This is a genomic window from Sphingopyxis sp. LC363 (assembly GCF_000756385.1).
Classification (GTDB): domain Bacteria; phylum Pseudomonadota; class Alphaproteobacteria; order Sphingomonadales; family Sphingomonadaceae; genus Sphingopyxis.
On record NZ_JNFC01000014.1, the window covers coordinates 1 to 17,723 of the forward strand.

The 17,723-nt window shown below is 66.4% G+C and carries 24 protein-coding genes and 1 pseudogene; 14 read left to right on the top strand and 11 right to left on the bottom strand.

What is annotated here, in order from left to right; all coding sequences use genetic code 11:
* The 4 genes and pseudogenes from FG95_RS06935 to FG95_RS06950 all read right to left on the bottom strand — a co-directional run.
* Positions 1–338: pseudogene (locus FG95_RS06935) on the bottom strand (RNase adapter RapZ); the annotation flags it as partial.
* Positions 335–781, bottom strand: coding sequence for an HPr kinase/phosphorylase (locus tag FG95_RS06940; protein WP_052182171.1), 447 nt, complete (start codon positions 779–781; stop codon positions 335–337). The gene FG95_RS06940 and the pseudogene FG95_RS06935, both read right to left, overlap by 4 nt.
* A gap of 188 nt (positions 782–969) precedes the next feature.
* Positions 970–2,592, bottom strand: a complete 1,623-nt coding sequence (locus FG95_RS06945; RefSeq protein WP_052182178.1) for an ATP-binding protein — start codon at positions 2,590–2,592, stop codon at positions 970–972.
* Entirely contained in the window at positions 2,582–3,292 is a 711-nt protein-coding gene (locus FG95_RS06950; protein ID WP_037554897.1) for a response regulator transcription factor, read from the bottom strand. The genes FG95_RS06945 and FG95_RS06950 overlap by 11 nt, the downstream gene beginning before the upstream one ends.
* A 278-nt stretch (positions 3,293–3,570) precedes the next feature.
* Here FG95_RS06950 and FG95_RS06955 point away from each other — a divergent pair, with 278 nt between their 5' ends.
* Both FG95_RS06955 and FG95_RS06960 read left to right on the top strand, forming a co-directional pair.
* Positions 3,571–5,172: a phosphoenolpyruvate carboxykinase gene (locus FG95_RS06955; protein ID WP_037554898.1), complete on the top strand. Its 1,602-nt coding sequence runs from the start codon at positions 3,571–3,573 to the stop codon at positions 5,170–5,172.
* A gap of 49 nt (positions 5,173–5,221) precedes the next feature.
* A complete protein-coding gene (locus FG95_RS06960; RefSeq protein WP_052182172.1) occupies positions 5,222–5,671 on the top strand; it encodes a hypothetical protein in 450 nt (149 codons plus the stop codon).
* A 147-nt stretch (positions 5,672–5,818) separates the two neighbouring features.
* Here FG95_RS06960 and FG95_RS06965 read toward each other — a convergent pair whose 3' ends face one another.
* The 3 genes from FG95_RS06965 to FG95_RS06975 all read right to left on the bottom strand — a co-directional run bounded on the left by FG95_RS06965 (position 5,819) and on the right by FG95_RS06975 (position 9,217).
* On the bottom strand, positions 5,819–6,760 hold the full coding sequence (locus FG95_RS06965; protein WP_081933055.1) for a DUF2268 domain-containing putative Zn-dependent protease: 942 nt from the start codon (positions 6,758–6,760) through the stop codon (positions 5,819–5,821).
* Complete coding sequence (locus tag FG95_RS06970; RefSeq protein ID WP_037554900.1) at positions 6,757–8,601, bottom strand: DUF885 domain-containing protein; 1,845 nt, start codon at positions 8,599–8,601, stop codon at positions 6,757–6,759. The genes FG95_RS06965 and FG95_RS06970 overlap by 4 nt, the downstream gene beginning before the upstream one ends.
* 217 nt (positions 8,602–8,818) lie before the next feature.
* Complete coding sequence (locus FG95_RS06975; protein ID WP_037554901.1) at positions 8,819–9,217, bottom strand: DUF3597 domain-containing protein; 399 nt, start codon at positions 9,215–9,217, stop codon at positions 8,819–8,821.
* Between the two features lie 175 nt (positions 9,218–9,392).
* On the opposite strand from FG95_RS06975, the gene FG95_RS21215 reads away from it, so the two are divergent.
* Positions 9,393–9,995, top strand: coding sequence for a DUF937 domain-containing protein (locus FG95_RS21215; RefSeq protein WP_037554902.1), 603 nt, complete (start codon positions 9,393–9,395; stop codon positions 9,993–9,995).
* Between the two features lie 142 nt (positions 9,996–10,137).
* On the opposite strand, the gene FG95_RS06985 is transcribed toward FG95_RS21215, so the two are convergent.
* The 3 genes from FG95_RS06985 to rplU all read right to left on the bottom strand — a co-directional run bounded on the left by FG95_RS06985 (position 10,138) and on the right by rplU (position 11,782).
* Positions 10,138–10,734: a GNAT family N-acetyltransferase gene (locus FG95_RS06985; RefSeq protein WP_037554903.1), complete on the bottom strand. Its 597-nt coding sequence runs from the start codon at positions 10,732–10,734 to the stop codon at positions 10,138–10,140.
* A 240-nt stretch (positions 10,735–10,974) separates the two neighbouring features.
* Positions 10,975–11,244 (bottom strand): 50S ribosomal protein L27, encoded by a 270-nt coding sequence (gene rpmA, locus FG95_RS06990; RefSeq protein WP_037554904.1) that lies wholly within the window; start codon positions 11,242–11,244, stop codon positions 10,975–10,977.
* 49 nt (positions 11,245–11,293) lie between these two features.
* Positions 11,294–11,782: a 50S ribosomal protein L21 gene (gene rplU / locus FG95_RS06995; protein WP_037554905.1), complete on the bottom strand. Its 489-nt coding sequence runs from the start codon at positions 11,780–11,782 to the stop codon at positions 11,294–11,296.
* Positions 11,783–12,011: 229 nt separating this feature from the next.
* Between rplU and FG95_RS07000 the strand changes: the two genes are divergently transcribed.
* Positions 12,012–12,521, top strand: a complete 510-nt coding sequence (locus FG95_RS07000; protein WP_037554907.1) for a hypothetical protein — start codon at positions 12,012–12,014, stop codon at positions 12,519–12,521.
* A gap of 154 nt (positions 12,522–12,675) precedes the next feature.
* Here the strand turns inward: FG95_RS07000 and pspF are convergent, their stop codons facing one another.
* Positions 12,676–13,701 (bottom strand): phage shock protein operon transcriptional activator, encoded by a 1,026-nt coding sequence (gene pspF / locus FG95_RS07005; protein ID WP_037554909.1) that lies wholly within the window; start codon positions 13,699–13,701, stop codon positions 12,676–12,678.
* Between the two features lie 174 nt (positions 13,702–13,875).
* Between pspF and FG95_RS20735 the strand changes: the two genes are divergently transcribed.
* The 10 genes from FG95_RS20735 to FG95_RS07050 all read left to right on the top strand — a co-directional run bounded on the left by FG95_RS20735 (position 13,876) and on the right by FG95_RS07050 (position 17,588).
* Positions 13,876–14,046 carry a hypothetical protein gene (locus FG95_RS20735; protein WP_161786539.1) on the top strand — a complete coding sequence of 57 codons (171 nt, stop codon included), beginning with the start codon at positions 13,876–13,878 and terminating at the stop codon, positions 14,044–14,046.
* A 99-nt stretch (positions 14,047–14,145) separates the two neighbouring features.
* Positions 14,146–14,808 (top strand): phage shock protein PspA, encoded by a 663-nt coding sequence (gene pspA / locus FG95_RS07010; RefSeq protein ID WP_037554910.1) that lies wholly within the window; start codon positions 14,146–14,148, stop codon positions 14,806–14,808.
* 12 nt (positions 14,809–14,820) lie between these two features.
* Positions 14,821–15,099 carry an envelope stress response membrane protein PspB gene (gene pspB, locus FG95_RS07015; protein WP_037554911.1) on the top strand — a complete coding sequence of 93 codons (279 nt, stop codon included), beginning with the start codon at positions 14,821–14,823 and terminating at the stop codon, positions 15,097–15,099.
* A gap of 1 nt (position 15,100) precedes the next feature.
* Positions 15,101–15,481, top strand: a complete 381-nt coding sequence (gene pspC, locus FG95_RS07020) for an envelope stress response membrane protein PspC (protein ID WP_037554912.1) — start codon at positions 15,101–15,103, stop codon at positions 15,479–15,481.
* A 28-nt stretch (positions 15,482–15,509) separates the two neighbouring features.
* On the top strand, positions 15,510–15,809 hold the full coding sequence (locus FG95_RS07025) for a hypothetical protein (RefSeq protein ID WP_037554913.1): 300 nt from the start codon (positions 15,510–15,512) through the stop codon (positions 15,807–15,809).
* Between the two features lie 12 nt (positions 15,810–15,821).
* Positions 15,822–16,139, top strand: a complete 318-nt coding sequence (locus FG95_RS07030) for a hypothetical protein (RefSeq protein ID WP_037554914.1) — start codon at positions 15,822–15,824, stop codon at positions 16,137–16,139.
* Between the two features lie 11 nt (positions 16,140–16,150).
* Positions 16,151–16,414 carry a hypothetical protein gene (locus tag FG95_RS07035; RefSeq protein WP_037554916.1) on the top strand — a complete coding sequence of 88 codons (264 nt, stop codon included), beginning with the start codon at positions 16,151–16,153 and terminating at the stop codon, positions 16,412–16,414.
* Between the two features lie 33 nt (positions 16,415–16,447).
* Positions 16,448–16,708 carry a hypothetical protein gene (locus FG95_RS07040; RefSeq protein ID WP_037554918.1) on the top strand — a complete coding sequence of 87 codons (261 nt, stop codon included), beginning with the start codon at positions 16,448–16,450 and terminating at the stop codon, positions 16,706–16,708.
* Between the two features lie 23 nt (positions 16,709–16,731).
* Positions 16,732–16,977: a hypothetical protein gene (locus tag FG95_RS07045; protein WP_037554919.1), complete on the top strand. Its 246-nt coding sequence runs from the start codon at positions 16,732–16,734 to the stop codon at positions 16,975–16,977.
* A gap of 200 nt (positions 16,978–17,177) precedes the next feature.
* The gene (locus FG95_RS07050) at positions 17,178–17,588 is read left to right on the top strand and encodes a SufE family protein (protein ID WP_037554920.1); all 411 of its coding nucleotides are present in this window, start codon (positions 17,178–17,180) and stop codon (positions 17,586–17,588) included.
* Positions 17,589–17,723 lie beyond the last annotated feature (135 nt).

A 17,723-nucleotide genomic window follows, 5' to 3' on the forward strand; every position in this document is an offset into this window, starting at 1 on the left:
GCGCCGCCGCGTTTCGGAAAAGCGGGGCTCGGGCTCGGCGCCGGCGCGTCGAGGAACAAAGTCTGGATGTCGCGGCGGCCGCTTTCGCGCAATTCCTTGATCCGCCGGACGAGCAAGGCGGGGCGGAAGCCGCGGCTGCGGCTGTCGATACCGATCGCGGGGGGGCGCCCCGCCTCGCCGCGCTTGGCAGGGGCGTCGATTAGCGTTTCGAGCAAGGCTAGGGGCAAGTTGTCGACCACCTCCCAGCCGAGATCCTCGAGCACCTTGAGCACGGTCGACTTGCCCGCGCCCGACAGGCCGGTGACGAGCAGCAGCCGCGATTCGGCATCCTGGCTCATGCCGCGGGCGCCAGCTGTTCGAGCGCGAGCAGGATCTTGATCGGCGCCGATGCTTCGAACGCCGACAAGAGCAGCGCGGGAAGCGGATGGCCCGCGACCGTTTCGACCTGACCCACCGCGGGCATGCGGTCGTAACGGTCGGAGAGGCGCACCGCGAGCGCGAGCGGCACCGGCGCCGTCCACGGGCGCTCGACGATGCCGATCCCGCGCACCTCGAGCTTGCCGGCGAGCGCCTCGGGCGGGCGGCACCACAGGCGCCCCCGATCGAACCAGATATCGCAGCGGTCGTCGGCGACCAGCTTGGCGCCGCGATCGATCAGCCGCAGCGCAAGGTCCGACTTGCCTTGCCCCGAATTGCCGAGAATCAGGACGCCGCCATTGCCCGCCGCGACGCAGCTCGCATGGATATTGACGATTTCGGTTCTGGTCCGGCTCGGAAGCATGGCGCAAGGCTTACCGGCGCCGAAGCGGGGCCGCAAGGCGACAAACTGATCCTCCCTGTGGCGAAGCCATGGGGAGGTGGCAGCGGCGGAGCCGCTGACGGAGGGGCCATGACGCGACGTCGCGGCCCCTCCACCACTCGCTTCGCGAGCGGTCCCCCTCCCCATCGCTGCGCGACAGGGAGGATTGTTCAGCCCGCCTCCTGTCCGCCCTCGCGCGCCGGCAGCGTGATCAGCAGGCTCGCGCCCGGATTGCCGTCGTCGCGATCCCGGGCGCTGATCGTCCCGCTGTGGCCTTCGACGATCGTCCGCGCGATCGCGAGGCCGAGGCCGCTGTGGCGCCCGAACGCTTCGCTCGCGGGGCGCTCGCTGTGAAAGCGGCGGAAAATCGCGTCGCGCTGCGCCGGTTCGATTCCCGGGCCGTCGTCGTCGACCTTCACATGCACCTCGTCGCCGAGGCGGGTCGCCGACACGCAGACGAGACCGTTCGCGGGCGAGAAGCTGATCGCATTGTCGATGACATTGTCGATCGCGCGCTCGAGCCGGTGGCCGTCGCCCATCACCACGGTCGCCCCCTTGCGCGGGCGGGCGAAGGCGACGCGCGGGTGCGGCGCGCCCGCCTCGACGCGCGCGGCGCGCGCGGCGAGCATCGATTCGATCATGATGCCGACGTCGACGGGTTCGAACAGGGTGCGCGACAGTTGCGCATCGACGCGGCTCGCCTCGCTGATGTCGCTCACCAGCCGGTCGAGCCGGCGGACGTCTTCGTCGGCGATGCGGAGCAATTGCGCGCGCTGCTCGTCGCTCTTGACGCGGCCGAGCCCCTCGATCGCCGAGCGGACCGAGGCGATCGGGTTCTTGAGCTCGTGCGTCACGTCGGCGGCGAAATGCTCGCCCGCGTCGATGCGCTCGCGAAGGGCTTGCGTCATGTCCGACAGCGCGCGCGCCAGCGTGCCGATCTCGTCGCGGCGGCTCGGCAGGCGCGGCACCACGACTTCGCGCGCGCGGCCTAGCCGGACGCGGACGGCAGCGCGCGCGAGGCGGCGCAATGGGCGGACGATCGTGCGCGCGAGGAAGAGCGAGAGCAGCACCGACGCCATCAGCACGACGAGGATGACCACCGCGAGCCGGAAGCGTTCGGCGCGCACCGTGCGCGTGATGTCGCGCGCGTTGAGCGTCATCAGCACCGTTTGCGGCGCTTCGAGATCGACGACGCGCGCGGCGCTGAGCAGCGGCGTGCGCTCGGGCGCATAACGGAAGCGGCTCGCCGCGAGGCCGCTTCGCTGCGCCTCGACGACTTCGGGCCACGACTGCGCGCGGTCGACGCGCGGTTCCTCGAAATCGGGATAGCTTGGTGCGCCCACGATCCAGTCGATGCCGCGGTCCATCGCGCGCGCGGCATCGCGTTTCCACGGTTGCAGCTCGGGATCGCGCAGCGTGTAGGTCGGCGGCCCGTTCGCGAAGCTGTCGGAGAGGCGCCTGCCGTCGGCACCATAGAAGCGCAGCCGCGATTCGGTAGCCCTGGTGAATTCGCTGATCAGGCTGGCGCGCTGGTCGGGCCGCGCGGCTTCGAGCGCGCTGTCGAGCATCGCGAGCTGGTCTTTCATCACCTCGATGCGCGTGTCGACCAGACGGCTGCGATAGGTGTCGAGATAATAGAAGCCGCCCGCGAGCAGCGCGACGGCGAGGATATTGACCGCGAGGATGCGGGTGGTCAGCGACCAGCGCGCCGACCAGACGAGCGGCGATTCCTCCTGTTCGGCGATGCTCGCGTCGGCCTTCAGCCGGTCGGGTTTCGGGGCGTCAGCTTTCATCGGCGAAGCGGTAGCCCGCGCCATAGAGGGTCGCGATCGCGTCGAATTCGGGATCGACCTCGCGGAACTTGCGGCGCAGGCGCTTGATGTGGCTGTCGATCGTGCGGTCGTCGATATAGACGTCGTCCTGATAGGCGGCGTCCATCAGCTGATTGCGGCTGCGCACGACGCCGGGGCGGCTCGCGAGCGTTTCGAGGATCAGGAATTCGGTGACGGTCAGCGTCACATCCTTGCCGTCCCAGGCGACCTTGTGCCGCGCCGGGTCCATGCTCAGCCGCCCGCGCGTGATCGGCTCGGCGACGGGCTCGTCGTCCTCGCTCGGCGCGCTCCGGTTGAGCTCGACGCGGCGCAGAATGGCGCGGATGCGCGCGATCACCAGCCGCTGCGAAAAGGGTTTGGCGATATAGTCGTCGGCGCCCATCGCGAGGCCCAGCGCCTCGTCGATCTCGTCGTCCTTGCTGGTCAGGAAGATGACGGGAAGCTGGCTCTTCTCGCGCAGCCGCCGCAGCAGTTCGAGCCCGTCCATCCGCGGCATCTTGATGTCGAAAACGGCCAGGTCGGGCGGATTGTCGATCAACGGCTTCAGCGCCGCCTCGCCGTCCGAATAGACGCGCGTGACGAATCCCTCGGCTTGCAGCGCGATCGACAGCGATTGCAGGATATTGCGGTCGTCGTCGACCAGCGCGATGGTTGCCGTCATGCTCTTTCCATTGGGCGGGCTCCAAGGGAGCGATTAGCCTATCCGGCGTTCAGCGACAACCGCGCGCGTGGCACCGGTTCCCTTGGTCATGCGCTCGTCGCACATGCTGCACTGCGCCACGTTAATCTTTTGACCTCGGCCCCCGCCGTCGCTAACGCGGCCGGGATTTCGGAATCGGCGGACACGTCGGCACCCATGTATATGCGGGCCAGCCCATTAGCGCGCTAAGCATTGCATAGGTATGCAAGGACGCTGTCCGGCAAGGAAAGGCGAAGCAAATGACCAAGATTGTGTTCGGCCGCGACAGCATCGAGACGAAGGCGGAGGTGGCCGAAAACTGGGGCACGTCGGCGCTGATCGAGGACGCGGTGCGCCACGGCGAAGGCCGGCTCGCCAAGGACGGCCCGCTTGTCGTCGAGACGGGCAAGCACACGGGGCGCAGCGCCAAGGACAAGTTCATCGTTCAGGACGCCGAGACCGCCGACACCATCTGGTGGGGCAAGACGAACGTCCCCATGACCCCCAATCATTTCGCGTCGCTCAAGGCCGATTTCCTCGCGCACCTCGCCGAACGTCCACGCCTCTATCGCCAGCAACTGTTCGGCGGCTCGCAGCCCGAGCACCGCGTCGCGGTGCAGGTCGTCACCGAATTCGCCTGGCACAGCCAGTTCATCCGCACCTTGCTCTGTCGCCCCACCGCGGCCGAGCTCGTGGATTTCGCGGCCGAATATACGATCATCGACCTGCCGAGCTTCCGCGCCGACCCGGCGAAGCACGGCACGCGGAGCGAAACGGTGATCGCGGTCAATTTCACCGAGAAGCTGATCCTGATCGGCGGCACGCAATATGCCGGCGAGATGAAGAAGTCGGTGTTCGGCATCTTGAACTATCTGCTCCCGGTAAAGGGCGTGATGCCGATGCACTGTTCGGCCAACATTGGCGCGAACGGCGACACCGCCGTCTTCTTCGGCCTTTCGGGCACCGGCAAGACGACGCTGTCGGCCGACGCCTCGCGCACGCTGATCGGCGACGACGAGCATGGCTGGTCGGATACCGCGGTCTTCAATTTCGAGGGCGGCTGCTATGCCAAGATGATCCGCCTCTCGCCCGAGGCCGAGCCCGAGATTTTCGCGACGACCAAGCGCTTCGGCACGATCCTCGAAAATGTCGTGATGGACCCCGCGACGCGCGAACTCGATTTCGACGACGCGAGCCTCGCCGAGAACAGCCGCGGCTCCTACCCGATCGACTTCATTCCGAACACGTCGGAACAGAATATGGGCCCGGTGCCCAAGACGGTGATCATGCTCACCGCCGATGCGTACGGCGTGCTGCCCCCGATCGCGAAGCTGACCCCCGATCAGGCGATGTATCACTTCCTGTCGGGTTACACCGCGCGCGTCGCGGGGACCGAGATCGGCGTGACCGAGCCTGAGGCGACCTTCTCGACCTGCTTCGGCGCGCCCTTCATGCCGCGCCATCCGTCGGTTTATGGCAATCTGCTCAAGGACCGCATCGCCAGGGGCGGCGTCCAGTGCTGGCTCGTCAACACCGGCTGGACCGGCGGCATGGCGACGATGGACGGCATCAAGCGCATGCCGATCAAGGCGACCCGCGCGCTGCTCAACGCCGCGCTCGACGGCAGCCTCAATGACGCCGAATTCCGCAAGGACCCCAATTTCGGCTTCATGGTCCCCGTCGCGGTTCCGGGCGTCGATTCAGCGCTGCTCGACCCGCGCGAAGCCTGGGCCGACAAGGCCGCCTATGACCGCACCGCGCAGACGCTTGTCGGCCAATTCATCGAAAATTTCGCGCAATTTGCGGAGCATGTCGACGAAGGCGTCCGCCAGGCGGCACCGCGGGCGGCCGTCGCCGCATAATTGACCCGGATCGCTTCCGGGTGTTCATTCACCCGGAAGGACCGGACAAATGACTACCGAATATATACCACGTCTGTTCGCGCGCGACGAAGACATCCGCGCGCTTGGTAAAGGCTTGCTGGCGTGCGCGTTGCCGCGCGAGGCGTGGACGCACGAGGCGCATCTCGGCGCGTGCCTCTGGCTCCTGACCGAGCGCCCCGACATCGATATCGATGCCGAGATCGCAGGCCTGATCCGCCGCTTCAACGAGAGCGTCGGTGGCGTGAACGACGACCATAATGGCTATCACGACAGCATCACGCGCGCCTATGTCGTCGGCGTGCGGCTGTTCCTGCGGGAAACGGCCGAGACGGGGCTTGCGGCGCGCGTCAACGCGCTGCTGCTGTCCGACGTCGGCCACCGCGACTGGCCGCTGCGCTTCTACAGCCGCGAACTGCTCTTTTCGGTTCCCGCGCGGCGCGGTTTCGTCGAACCCGACCTGGCGCCGCTGCCCGGCTAGATGCTGTTCGGCTTTGAATGAAGCGCATTTGAGAAATTCCCGTGTCCCCGCGAAGGCGGGGACCCATCTCCCGCCGGTTCAAAATAGCGCCGGCCGGAGATAGGCTCCCGCCTTCGCGGGAGCACAGTTTATTCGGTCGAGGAAGCCCTAAAGCCCGATGCCCGGCGACCAGCCGCTTTCCGCAAGAAAGGCGGCCGGATCCTTCATTTCGACGATCGCCTTGATCGCCGCCGCCTTGTCGGGCGTGCGGTCGTAATAGGCTTTGGCGACGCGATAACCGACCCAATAGCCAAGGTCGCCCGGCCAGCCATCGGCGCCCTTCTGATTGTAGAGCCAGCGCGAACCGATCGCCTTCTGGTCCTTTTCGGCGAGGAAGATCGTCTCGAGCTCCTTCTCGCGCCCCTTCGCCCATTGGTGCAGCAGCGGATAGGCGACCGATCCGGTCATCCGCTCGGCGACGAATTCGGCCGCGCCCTCGACGAGCGCCGCGCGCAGCACCGATTCTTCGCGGTCCTCGACCTGCGCCAGCGGCTGCTGCACATGGACATATTCATGCGCGATGACATGGACGAAGCGGTCCTCGTCGTCGGCTTCGACGAATTTGGCGGCGCACAGGGCTTCGAGGCCGATGTAAAGCCCCTTCGCATTGGCGGTCCCCGCGGTCGTCGCGCGGCCGATCGCGATGGTGATCGGCGGAAATTTCGCGGCGGGATAGATTTGCGCGAGGCGATCGGTCGCGGCGACAAGGCGCGTGCGCACCGCGGGAAGATTTGCCGCGCAGCCGCGCGCGTCGGCAAAGACCTGCGGCTTCTTGCCCAGCGCGGCGGCGAGCTTTTCGGGCGTGATCCGGCGCATCACCATGAATTCGGCGAGACCCGGCGAAGGGGTGGCGAGATAGCGCGCCGCCACCACCTCGGGCTGCGCCGCGAGCGCGGGGTCGTCATAGAGCGCGTAAAAGCGATCGACGTCGCTCGTCGCGATGGTGACGCGCCCGCCGCCGGGCGCTTCCGCCGTTTCATGCGCGTGGGCGGGGATCGCGGCGAGCAATGCGGCGCCGAACAGGCCCTTCATCATGACGTGCGGCCTCATGCCTTCGCCTCCCGCACATATTCCTCGACATTCTTCGCGAGCACGTCGAGCGGGACGTTGCCGCCCTTGACCACGACATCGTTGAAATCGCGCAGGTCATATTTTGCGCCCAGCGCCTTTTGCGCCAGCCCGCGCTGGCGCACGATTTCGCTGTGCCCGACCTTGTAGCCGCAGGCCTGCCCGGCCCAGCTGCAATAGCGGTCGACCTCGCTCGCGACCTCGAGCGGGTTCGAGCCATTTTCACGCACGAAAAACTCCACCCCCTGCTCGCGCGTCCAGCGTTTGGCGTGGAGGCCGGTGTCGACGACGAGGCGGCAGGCGCGGAAGGCGAGCGACTGGAGATAGCCGAGGCGCCCGACCTCGAAATCGTCGTAAAGGCCGAGTTCGTCGGCAAGCTGCTCGGCATAGAGCGCCCAGCCTTCCGAATAGGCGTTGAACGCCAGCATCGTGCGGATCAGCGGCATCGCATGCGCATATTCGCCCTGCCAGGCATGGCCCGGGATCGCTTCGTGCATCGTCAAATCGGGGAGCGAATATTTGCTGTGCAGTTCGGTCGTGCGCAGGTTGATCCAGAAGCGTCCGGGAATGCTGCCGTCGATCGACCCCGCGCCGCCATAGGCCGCGGGCGCGCCGGGCTCCTCGGCGAGCGGCAGCCGCTTCACCTCGACATTGCCCTTCACCAAAGTGCGGAAGGCGCGCGGCAGTTCGGCGCGGATCTTGCCGAGCCAGGTCTGGATATAGGCAGTGATCTCGGCGCGGCCCCGATCATTGTCGGGGAATTTATATTTGGGATCCTTGGCGAGCGCGTTCATCCGGTCGCCGACCGAGCCCTGCGTAAGCCCAAGCTTCCTGAGGATCGGGTCCATCCGGCCATGGAGTTCGGCGAGTTCCTCGCGGCCCATCGCGTGAATCTCGTCGGGGGTCATGCGCGTCGTCGTCGAGGCTCGGAGCCCCCAGGCATACCATTCGTCGCCGCCGGGGCGCGCCCACATACCCGCATCCATCGTCGCCTTGGGCTGCTGCGCCTTCAGCTCGGCGAGCTGGCGTTCGAGCGCCGCGGCGACGGGGCCCTGCACGATCTTCGCCGAACGCGCCGACCAGTCGCCCGCGATCTTCGCTTCGCCGGTGCGGCGGACGAGGCTTTCGACCATCAACCCGCCCGCCTTCGCGTCGGCGATCGTCGCTTCCATCTGCTTGACCGCCTTGTCGATCAGGAAGGCGGGGGCGATCAGTCCCTGGCCGCCCGCTGCCTTCAGCCGGTCGGTTTCACCATCAAGCACGCCGGAAAAGGCGTTGAGGCGCGCGAGATAGGCCTCGGCGTCGGCCGAGCTCTTCACCGGATGGTCGCTGTCGAGGAATTTCGGCACATCGAGATAGGCGCCGACATTCTGGATCACCACGTAAGGCGTGTTGCGCCAGCCGCCGACCGCGACATCGCCATAGGGCAGCGCGAAGCCCGCGAGCGCGACGTCATAGGCGCTTTCGACGACCGCGAGGCTGGTGCGCGTCGCATGGTCGAGCCCCGCTTTGTCGAAGGCGCGGACGCGCGCGACGTCGGCTTTCAGCGTGTCGGCAAGCGCCTTCACCCCCGCCGCCGAGCGATCGCTCAGCTGCCCGCGCATCGCCGCGCGCGCGCCGGTGTCGATGCCGAGCGAGGTCGCACCCTCGGGCGACTGCGCGAGCAGATTGTCGGCAACCGAGTCGAGCAATTGCTGCGCGCCGCTCTTGGGCGGGTCCTGAAGCGCCGCGGCGGGGCCCGCGATCGCGAGGCCGGCGGTGCCCGCGCCAAGCGTGGCGAGCGTGCGTCGGCGGCTGACGGGGATGGAAAGCGGATGTTGCACTACGGGCTCCCTGCGACTTTGTTTCTTGTGAAACCTGTCTAGGGAGTGGGGCGCAGCGCGGTCAATGACATTGCCGATCCTCCCTGCCGCGAAGCGGTGGGGAGGGGGACCATCCTAAGGATGGTGGAGGGGCGGCGACGGTGCGCTATGGCCCCTCCGTCAGCGGCTGCGCCGCTGCCACCTCCCCATGGCTTCGCCACAGGGAGGATTAAAAAAGTCAGTCGGTAAGATCGGCGGGCACCTTGCCGCCGTTCGCCGCGAGCTCGCGCATCACCGCCTTGTGCAGCCAGATGTTCATTTCGGCGCTGCCGTCGAGCGCGCCGGTATAGCCGAGCTCCTGCGCCAGTTCCTTGCGGTTGGCGAGGCTCGAATCGATGCCGAGCAGCTTCATCAGGTCGACGATCGACGTGCGCCAGTTGAGATCCTGCCCGGCCTTCGCCGCCTCGGCGGTGAGGATCGCGTCGACGTCGACCGGCGCGGCGGCGGCCGACGCCATTGCCTGCGTCGCGGCGTCGAGCGCGGTGCCGACGGGGCTGGGCGCAGCCGGGGCGGCAGGTTCCGCGGCGACGGCCTTCTTGCCGAAAATGGCGTCCTTGATCTTGCCGAAAATGCTCATTGTGTAGCTCCCACTAGAAACCACGGCGCTCCCCGGAAAGGCGAGTCGCACTGGTGCAGGCTAGGACTATGCAATTGAGAATGACAGCCAAATGACGACTCCTCCCGATCCCCCCGGCTGCTATACTGATACGTATCGGCGCGGTCCGATCCGTGCCGCAGCGGGAGTATGATCCATGAATCTGACCGATATTTTGGCTCAGGCCGGCGGCATCGAATCGATGGCGAAAGAACTCGGAATTCCGCCCGCGATGGCGAAACAGGGCGCCGAGGCCCTGCTCCCCGCGATCCTCGGCGGGTTCAAGAAACAGGCACAATCGGGCGGCGGGGGAGCCCAGGGCCTCGAGGGACTCGGCGGGCTGCTCGGTCAGCTCGGCGGCGGCGGCCTGCTCGATTCGGTGCTCGCGCCGCAGCCGACCCCGGTAAGCCAGGGGAATGAGGTGCTCGGCCAGATTTTCGGGTCGAAGGATGTCAGCCGGACGGTAGCGGGGCAGGCGGCCGCACAGACCGGGATCGATTCGAGGCTGCTCAAGCAGATGCTGCCGATGCTCGCGATGATGGTTGCGGGCTATATGGCGAAGCAGGGCGGCGCGAGCGGCGGGGGCGCGGCCAGCGGCGGCCTCGGCGGCATGCTCGGCAATGTCCTCGGCGGCGCGATGGGCGGCGGCGCGGCGGCTTCCGCCGGCGGTTTGGGCGGCATCGGCAAGATGCTCGACATGGACGGCAACGGCAATCCGCTCGACGACATCATGGGCATGGTGAACAAGATGCGGGGGTGATCATCAAGCCCCTCCCCTTCAGGGGAGGGGTTGGGGTGGGGTCCATCGGCCTTGCGCAAGGCCGATGGACCCCACCCGCTGCGACTAAGCCAGCAAGCTGGCAAGTCTCGCTGCCCTCCCCTGAAGGGGAGGGCGTGTATGTTCACGCCGCCATCAGCCTGATATCCTCGCGGAAATCCTCGTCCACCCCGATGCGGCTTCGCATCGGGGTGACGGTGCCATCGGCGTCGGCATCGCCTTCCTCGAACAGCGCGCAGGGCGCGTCGCCGCCGCGCGCGAGGCTGTAACGCTGCGCGACCTTGCCGGTCGGACGAAAGCCGAGCTTGCGCAGCACCGCGCCCGACGCCGGATTGTCGAGGAAATGGCCCGCCGACAGCCTGGGCAGGTTCATCGCGCGCGCGATGTGAAGCAGCTGGCGCCCCGCCTCGGTCGCGAAACCGAGACCCCAATAGGGCCGCGCGATCCAGTAACCCATTTCGAGTTCGCCTTCCGGGCTCGGCGAAATGCCGCAGCCGCCGACGAGGCGCGGCGCGCCGCCGGTGCGCGCGAAGATCAGGAAACGTGGCTGGTCGGGGTCGATCGGCTTCGCCAGAAACTCCTGCGCCTGCGCCTCGCCATAGGGCCAGGGGGCGGTCGCGAGATTGCGGACCACCGCTTCTTCGCCGATCGCACGGGCGAGCGCGGGGGCATCTTCCTGCCAGCCGGGCCGCAGCAACAGTCTTTCGGTACGCGCGAACATATTCTCAAACTCCCAATGCCTGTCGCCTTGGCGCCAGATGGTGACGCTTTGACGACATTCGATATGGAGGGAGATGGATGGCCCCGTTTTCGCGCCCGTTCGTCTCAAGCGACGGATTTCGGGCAAGAAAAAAGGGAGTCCGGGGTGACCCGTCTCCCTCTTTTCGAACCTTGTTCCCGCTGGTGGCGGAAAGGACAGCTCCGGGTCATCCCTTGGTGGACGACCCGCAGGAAACGTCCTTTATTCGGCGGCTTCGGCCATCATGTCGACCGATACATATTTGCGGCCGAGCTTGCCGTCGTGGAATCGGACGCGGCCGTCCGCGGTCGCGAACAGCGTGTGGTCCTTGCCCATGCCGACATTGGCGCCCGGGTACACCTTGGTACCGCGCTGGCGCACGATAATGTTGCCGCCGATCACTTCCTGACCGCCGAACTTCTTCACGCCAAGGCGGCGGCCGGCTGAGTCGCGACCGTTGCGCGAAGAACCGCCTGCTTTCTTATGTGCCATGACTGATGCTCCTTAATTCGTTCGGGGAGGCCGAGCCGCGAAATCGCGCTCAGGCGTCCTTCTTGGGGGCCGCCTTCTTGGCAGCGGGCTTCTTTTCAGCTTCGGCCTTGGGTGCGGCTTCCTTCTTGGGAGCAGCGGCCTTCTTCGGCGCGGCTTCCTTCGCGGGAGCAGCCTTGGCTTCGGCGGCGGGAGCGGCTTCGGCCTTCGGAGCGGCTTCCTTCTTCGGCGCGGCCTTCTTGGCATCGCCGACGGCGAGGATGCGCAGCAGCGTCAGCGACTGGCGGTGACCGTTGCGGCGGCGATAATTGTGCCGGCGGCGCTTCTTGAAGACGATGACCTTTTCGCCGCGCGTCTGGGCGATGATCTCGGCCGAAACGACGAGACCCTTCGCATCCTTCACCTCGCCGCCGTCGCCGGCCAGCAGGATGTCGCCCAGCGACACGGTGTCACCGGCTTCACCCTCGATCTTCTCGACGGCGATCTTGTCTCCGGCGGCAACGCGATACTGCTTTCCGCCCGTGCGCACGATTGCGAACATGGTCTTCCATCCAATCAGAAACTAGAACACCCGCGCTGCCAGTCCCCCGCCGAAGCGGGCGATTTTTCCGGCATGCGGGAAAGTCAGCGCCACTAGCGAGCCAGGCCCGTGCTGTCAACCGCATATTTCCGCGCTTTTTATCCGAAAGCGCGGCGATGGTGCCGATTATTGCGCGCGCGCCCGATTCGGCACTTGCTGCGCCACCGGCGCGACCATATCAGGGGCGGCGATGAAGCGCGTCCTTCTTTTCACCCCGTTGTTCCTGTCGCTGCCCGCTTGCGCCGCGACGCAGTCCGGTGACGGCCCCTCGCTGGCGAAGCGCGCGGTCGAGGGGCGATTCGACGTCGCGCCGCCCGCGGTCGTCGTGGCACCGCCCGGGCCGCTGCCCGCCGACCTCGCCGGGCGGCTCGATCGCTGGGAGGCCGATGCCGCCGCCGGGCAGCAGGCGTTCGCCGCCGAGCGCGCCGCCGCCGCCTCGCTCGTGGCGGCCGCGGCGGGCGCGCCGGTTGCCGGCGAACGCTGGGTCGTCGCGCAGCAGGCGATCTCGCGCCTGATCGCCGCGCGCGCGCCGCTCACCGCAGCGCTCGCCGACATCGACCGGCTGTATCTCGATCGCAGCGTCGACGAGCAGGTCGACGGCCTGCCCGATATCTATGCGCTGCGCGACCGGCTCGCCGATCTGGTCTCGACGCAGGATGCGGTGATCGAGGCGTTGAGTGCAGGCTTGCCGAGGGGGTGATGCTCCAAATCCTCCCCGTGGCGAAGCCATGGGGAGGTGGCAGGGCGACGCACTGACGGAGGGGTCCTTTGCGCACCGTCGCAGCCCATCCACCATTCGCTGCGCGAACGGTCCCCCTCCCCATGGCTTCGCCACAGGGAGGATCAATTTGATGCTACTGATTCAACCCATGCTTCTTCAGCGCGTGGCGGATCTGGTCGTAACTCAGCCCCAGCGCCTCGGCCGCGACCTTCTGGTTGAAGCGGCAGCGCGCCATCGTGTCGGCGAGGATCGTCCGTTCGTAGGCGTCGACCGCGGCGCGCAGGTCGCTGACCGGACCTGCGGACGCGGTGGCCGCCGGCGCCGGATCGGCCGTCGTCGCGGCAGGCGCTTCGGCTTTCGCCGCCGCCTTGCGCACCGCGGGCTGCCACGGGCTCGCGAACGGATCGAAGCTCAGCGCATCGACCGGTTTCGTCGGGTCGGCCCAACGATATATGGCGCGCTCGATGACGTTGCGAAGCTCGCGGACATTGCCCGGCCAGTCGTGTCCCTCCATCGCCGCGAGCGCGCGGGGGCCGAAGCCCGGCCATTCGTCCCAGCCGATCACTGCCGCCATGCGCTGGCCGAAATAGGTGGCGAGCACCTCGATATCGCCTTCGCGCGCGCGCAGCGGGGGCAGGGTGATGACCTCGAACGACAGCCGGTCGAGCAGGTCGGCCCGGAAACGATTGTCGTCGACCAGTGCGGGCAGATGCTCGTTCGTCGCGGCGACGATCCGCACATCGACGCGGATCGGGCGCGACGCGCCGACGCGCGTCACCTCGCCATATTCGACCGCGCGCAGCAGGCGTTCCTGTGCGCCCATCGACATCGTCGCAAGCTCGTCGAGAAAGAGCGTGCCGCCGTCGGCCTCCTCGAAACGGCCGGCGCGGCTGCGCGTCGCGCCGGTGAAGGCGCCCGCCTCGTGCCCGAACAGTTCGCTTTCGATCAGCGTTTCGGGCATCGCGGCGCAGTTCATGATGACATAGGGCCGATCCCACCGCGTCGACAGGCGGTGGAGGCGCTCGGCGATCAGTTCCTTGCCCGTGCCGCGCTCGCCTATCACGAGCACCGGGCGGTCGAGCGACGCCGCGAGGCTCGCGCGCTCGACCGCGTCCTGAAACGCCGCCGACTGGCCGATGAATTGCGTTTCACGCTCCATTCCCAATCATTGGCAAATTTTCCCGCAGATTGGCAAGCCAAATCGGTTGCGGTGCAGAATTATACGCGAATTTTCCGGCTTTCCTGCCGTTTTCTATAATTGGCACGCCTCCTGCAAAGATTTCAGCGAACCGGCGCACAGCGCGCCGGTGCAGCAAACAGGAAGGTCGAAACGATGAAAACGAAGATTGCCCAGGCCGCTACTTTCGCGTTCAGCGCGGTGGGTGCGCTGGCCGTCCTCGTCGGCGTGATCGACTATCCTGCCACAGCCGCCAACGCCGCCGGCCTCCCGGTCGTCGGTCTGGTCGGTGCTGCTTCGACCCCGGCGGTCAGTCCGATGGCCTGACCGGCACTGGTGCCGGGGCACTCTCCCCCCTTGCCCCGCCCCGGCACCAGCCTTTTTTAAGAACAGACAATGGTCTCAAGTTTTCGACAGGAGTTTCAAATGGGTATTTTCTCACGAACCCGCGACATCATCGCCGCCAACGTCACCGACCTGCTCGACCGGGCCGAGGACCCCGAAAAGATGATCCGCCAGATCATCTTCGAGATGAACGAAACGCTCGTCGAAGTCCGCGCCTCCGCCGCCCGCACGATTGCGGACCAGAAGGAGATGCGCCGCCATATCGCCAAGCTCGAAAGCCTGCAGGACGGCTGGAAGGAAAAGGCCGAACTCGCGCTGTCGAAGGACCGCGAGGACCTCGCCACCGCCGCGCTCGTCGAAAAGCAGAAGGCGGGCGACATGGCCGAGCGTCTCAAGGCCGAGATCGCCGTCCTCGACGACGCGCTGACCGGCTATGAAGCCGACATCGCCAAGCTGCAGAAGAAGCTTTCGGAAGCCCGCGCGCGCCAGTCGAGCGTGGTCAACCGCCTCGAAAGCGCCGAGAATCGCTACAAGCTGCGCGAGATGACCAACGGCGACCGTGTCGAAGACGCCTTCTCGCGCTTCGAAATCCTCGAACGCCGCGTCGACGAAGCCGAAGGCCGTGCCGATGCGCTGGGCCTCGGCTACAAGAAGTCGCTCGACGAGGAAATCGCCGAGCTGCAGGCCGCCGACAAGGTCGCCGACGAACTCGCCGAGCTGAAGGCCGCGCAGGGCAAGAAATAAGGAGCCGGACCGATGGAAGAAGTCATCATCGTCCCGATCGTCATCGGAACGCTCTTCCTCGGTCTGCCCTGGCTGATCCTCCACTACATCACCAAGTGGAAGCAGGCCAAGACGCTGACCGGAGAAGATGAACAGCTGCTCGACGAACTTTACGATACGGCTCGGCGGCTCGAGAATCGTCTACATACTGTCGAACGTATCATCAGCGCCGACCATCCCGACTTCCGCCCCGCGGTACGCAGCGATGAAGAACTGGCGCAGCTCGAAAACATGACGAACCGGAGGAACTGAGATGTCTGCCAGCCGCACCAAATTCTATCTCGACAAGCAGAACGCCAAATGGAGCGGCGTGTGCGCGGGGATCGCGGACTATAGCGGGATCGACGTGCTCTGGGTCCGCGTCGGCGCGGTGCTGCTCACCCTGATGGGCGGCTTCCCCTGGACGCTGATCGCATATTGGATGGTCGCCTGGATGGGCACGCCCAAGCCATTCGCGCTCTATGGATCGAGCGAGGAAGCGAAATTCTGGCAGGGTGTGCGCAGCAACCCGGCCGCGTCGACCCGCGACATCAAGTCGCGCTTCCGCGACATCGACCGCCGGCTTGCCGACATCGAGCAATATTACACCAGCCATAACCGCCGCCTCGCCGACGAGATCGACGCGCTGCGCTGAGCGGGCTGGAGCAACAGGGAGACGACATATGAATTTCGGTGGTACCGCTTTCGTCCTCGCCATCATCGCTCTGTCGATCGGCGGCTGGATGTTCACCACCTGGATCCGCGCCAAGCACGGCTATCCCGTCGAGAATGAATGGGGCGGCACGGTTCATCGAACCGACCCCGACGCTGATCGAAAAATCGCCCTGCTGACCGACGACAACGCCAAGCTGGCGGGGCAGGTCAGCCGGCTGGAGGAGCGGATCTCGGTGCTCGAACGCATCGCGACCGAAGAGGGCGGAAAGGCGGCGCAGCTCGCCGACCAGATCGACCGCCTGCGCTGAGAGGATAAGACAATGAATTTGGATGTGCTGAACGCCGTTGCCCCTGTTGCCGCGATCGTTGGCCTGGCCGGGGTCGCGGGATGGGTCTTCACCACCTGGCTGCGCGTCAAGAACGGCTATCCGCTCGAGAACAGCTGGGGCAAGGCGGTCTATCCCAAGACCAGCGACGAGGCGATGGAGCGCGTCAAGCTGATCAGTCAGGAAAATGCCCAGCTGCGCGCCGAACTCGGTTCGGTGAAGGATCGCCTCGCGGTGATCGAACGCATCGTCACCGACGAGGGGCACCGGCTGAGCCACGAGATCGAGGCGCTGCGGCGCCCGGCGAACTGAGGAGAGTAACCATGGAAGCCATCGTCATCCTCCTGATCGTCGTCGGGCTGCCCGTCACCCTCGGCATCGGCTACGCCGCCTATGAGCGCCACCTGAAGTTCAAGGAACGGCAGTTCAAGGCGATCACCAACGAAACCGCCGAAAAGGCCGCCCAATATGCGGCGCACACCGAACGGCTGGAGGCGCGCGTCCGCGTTCTCGAGCGCATCGTTACCGACAAGGGAATTGATGTCGCCGACGAGATCGAAAAGCTGCGCGACGCCCCGCTCAACTGACAAGAAAAAGAGAGACAGGAAAGGAACCTCCCCATGGGCCCGTTTGAAATGGTCATCGGCATCGTCCTCATCGTGACGGTCGGCAGCATCATCCGCGCCAAGCACGGCATCCGCCGCGACCGCCACGGCCATGATTATGTCGTCGGAAACGACGCCGAGACCAAGGCGCTGCAGGCCGAGATCCGCGCGCTCAAGGACCGGATCCAGGTGCTCGAACGCATCGCCACCGACAACAACCGCGCGGTCACGCTCGATCAGGAAATCGAGAAGCTGCGCGACAGCAGCAAAATCTGAATGCCGGCAAAGGAGCAACGCTCATGGCTTTCATCACGCCCGACTTCACCGCCGCAGCGGTCGCGCTCAGCGCGCTGAGCATCGTCAGCCTCGTCGCGCTGCGCGGCTGGCGCGACTGGATCCAGCTCAAGCGCGAGGAACTCGCCGCGGGGCATGTCGCGGCACCGCAGGACCACAGCGTCCCGAACGCCGGGTCGCGGATCGAGATCGCCGACCTCAAGGAACGGCTGCGCAAACTGGAGGCGATCGCGGCGGGGGTCGACTTATAATCCTTCTCCCTGAGGGAGAAGGATATGGAGGCTTACCGCGAAGCGGTTAGGGGGAGTTGGATGAGGGGCCCTGCCCTGTCGGCAAGCTCCGGACCCCTCACCACTGCGACTAGGCAGCAAGCTGCCAGTCTCGTTGCCTCTCCATAGGAGAGACGAAACAGACCTTCCAACTCCTCCCCAAATCTGCCACTGCCGCCGCCATGCGCAGCCTCTCCGACATCTTCGAAGAATATGATTTTCTCGACGGCGACGATCGCTATCGCCTACTGATCGAACTCGGCCGCGAGCTGGAACCGATGCCCGACGCGCTCAAGACCGACGCGACGCTGGTGCGCGGCTGCAGCGCGAGCGTGTGGGTCTATCCGGTGCCGCGCGATGACGGCCGGCTCCATTTCCTCGCGGACAGCAATGCCGCGATCACCAAGGGGATCGTCGCGCTTGTCCTCGCCGCGGTGCAGGACAAAGCGGCGAGCGAGGTCGCGGCGATGGACGTCGCCGCCGCGCTCGCGCCCTTCGACCTGACGCGCCAGCTGTCGTCGAACCGCACGCAGGGTGTCCCAAACATGATCGCGCTCGTCCAGGACACCGCGCAGAGGATCGCGGCGGACTGAGGCGCGCCGCATAGTCGCGCGGCGGGGTTGCGACTTAAAGGCAGTTTTGGGGTGGGTGAGCTGCCATTACCGATCCTCCCTGTCGCGAAGCGATGGGGAGGGGGATCGTCCGCGAAGCGGATGGTGGAGGCGCCG

Bases quoted from the DNA above. Each gene is read 5' to 3' on its own strand.
- FG95_RS06945 (WP_052182178.1), bottom strand. From the start codon at position 2,592: ATGAAAGCTGACGCCCCGAAACCCGACCGGCTGAAGGCCGACGCGAGC.
- FG95_RS07000 (WP_037554907.1), top strand. From the start codon at position 12,012: ATGAAGCGCGTCCTTCTTTTCACCCCGTTGTTCCTGTCGCTGCCCGCT.
- pspA (WP_037554910.1), top strand. From the start codon at position 14,146: ATGGGTATTTTCTCACGAACCCGCGACATCATCGCCGCCAACGTCACC.
- pspF (WP_037554909.1), bottom strand. From the start codon at position 13,701: ATGGAGCGTGAAACGCAATTCATCGGCCAGTCGGCGGCGTTTCAGGAC.
- FG95_RS06955 (WP_037554898.1), top strand. From the start codon at position 3,571: ATGACCAAGATTGTGTTCGGCCGCGACAGCATCGAGACGAAGGCGGAG.
- rplU (WP_037554905.1), bottom strand. From the start codon at position 11,782: ATGTTCGCAATCGTGCGCACGGGCGGAAAGCAGTATCGCGTTGCCGCC.
- FG95_RS06960 (WP_052182172.1), top strand. From the start codon at position 5,222: ATGACTACCGAATATATACCACGTCTGTTCGCGCGCGACGAAGACATC.
- FG95_RS07035 (WP_037554916.1), top strand. From the start codon at position 16,151: ATGGAAGCCATCGTCATCCTCCTGATCGTCGTCGGGCTGCCCGTCACC.
- FG95_RS21215 (WP_037554902.1), top strand. From the start codon at position 9,393: ATGAATCTGACCGATATTTTGGCTCAGGCCGGCGGCATCGAATCGATG.
- FG95_RS07050 (WP_037554920.1), top strand. From the start codon at position 17,178: ATGCGCAGCCTCTCCGACATCTTCGAAGAATATGATTTTCTCGACGGC.
- FG95_RS07030 (WP_037554914.1), top strand. From the start codon at position 15,822: ATGAATTTGGATGTGCTGAACGCCGTTGCCCCTGTTGCCGCGATCGTT.
- FG95_RS07025 (WP_037554913.1), top strand. From the start codon at position 15,510: ATGAATTTCGGTGGTACCGCTTTCGTCCTCGCCATCATCGCTCTGTCG.
- FG95_RS06950 (WP_037554897.1), bottom strand. From the start codon at position 3,292: ATGACGGCAACCATCGCGCTGGTCGACGACGACCGCAATATCCTGCAA.
- pspB (WP_037554911.1), top strand. From the start codon at position 14,821: ATGGAAGAAGTCATCATCGTCCCGATCGTCATCGGAACGCTCTTCCTC.
- FG95_RS06965 (WP_081933055.1), bottom strand. From the start codon at position 6,760: ATGAGGCCGCACGTCATGATGAAGGGCCTGTTCGGCGCCGCATTGCTC.
- rpmA (WP_037554904.1), bottom strand. From the start codon at position 11,244: ATGGCACATAAGAAAGCAGGCGGTTCTTCGCGCAACGGTCGCGACTCA.
- FG95_RS07040 (WP_037554918.1), top strand. From the start codon at position 16,448: ATGGGCCCGTTTGAAATGGTCATCGGCATCGTCCTCATCGTGACGGTC.
- pspC (WP_037554912.1), top strand. From the start codon at position 15,101: ATGTCTGCCAGCCGCACCAAATTCTATCTCGACAAGCAGAACGCCAAA.
- FG95_RS07045 (WP_037554919.1), top strand. From the start codon at position 16,732: ATGGCTTTCATCACGCCCGACTTCACCGCCGCAGCGGTCGCGCTCAGC.
- FG95_RS06985 (WP_037554903.1), bottom strand. From the start codon at position 10,734: ATGTTCGCGCGTACCGAAAGACTGTTGCTGCGGCCCGGCTGGCAGGAA.
- FG95_RS06940 (WP_052182171.1), bottom strand. From the start codon at position 781: ATGCTTCCGAGCCGGACCAGAACCGAAATCGTCAATATCCATGCGAGC.
- FG95_RS20735 (WP_161786539.1), top strand. From the start codon at position 13,876: ATGAAAACGAAGATTGCCCAGGCCGCTACTTTCGCGTTCAGCGCGGTG.
- FG95_RS06975 (WP_037554901.1), bottom strand. From the start codon at position 9,217: ATGAGCATTTTCGGCAAGATCAAGGACGCCATTTTCGGCAAGAAGGCC.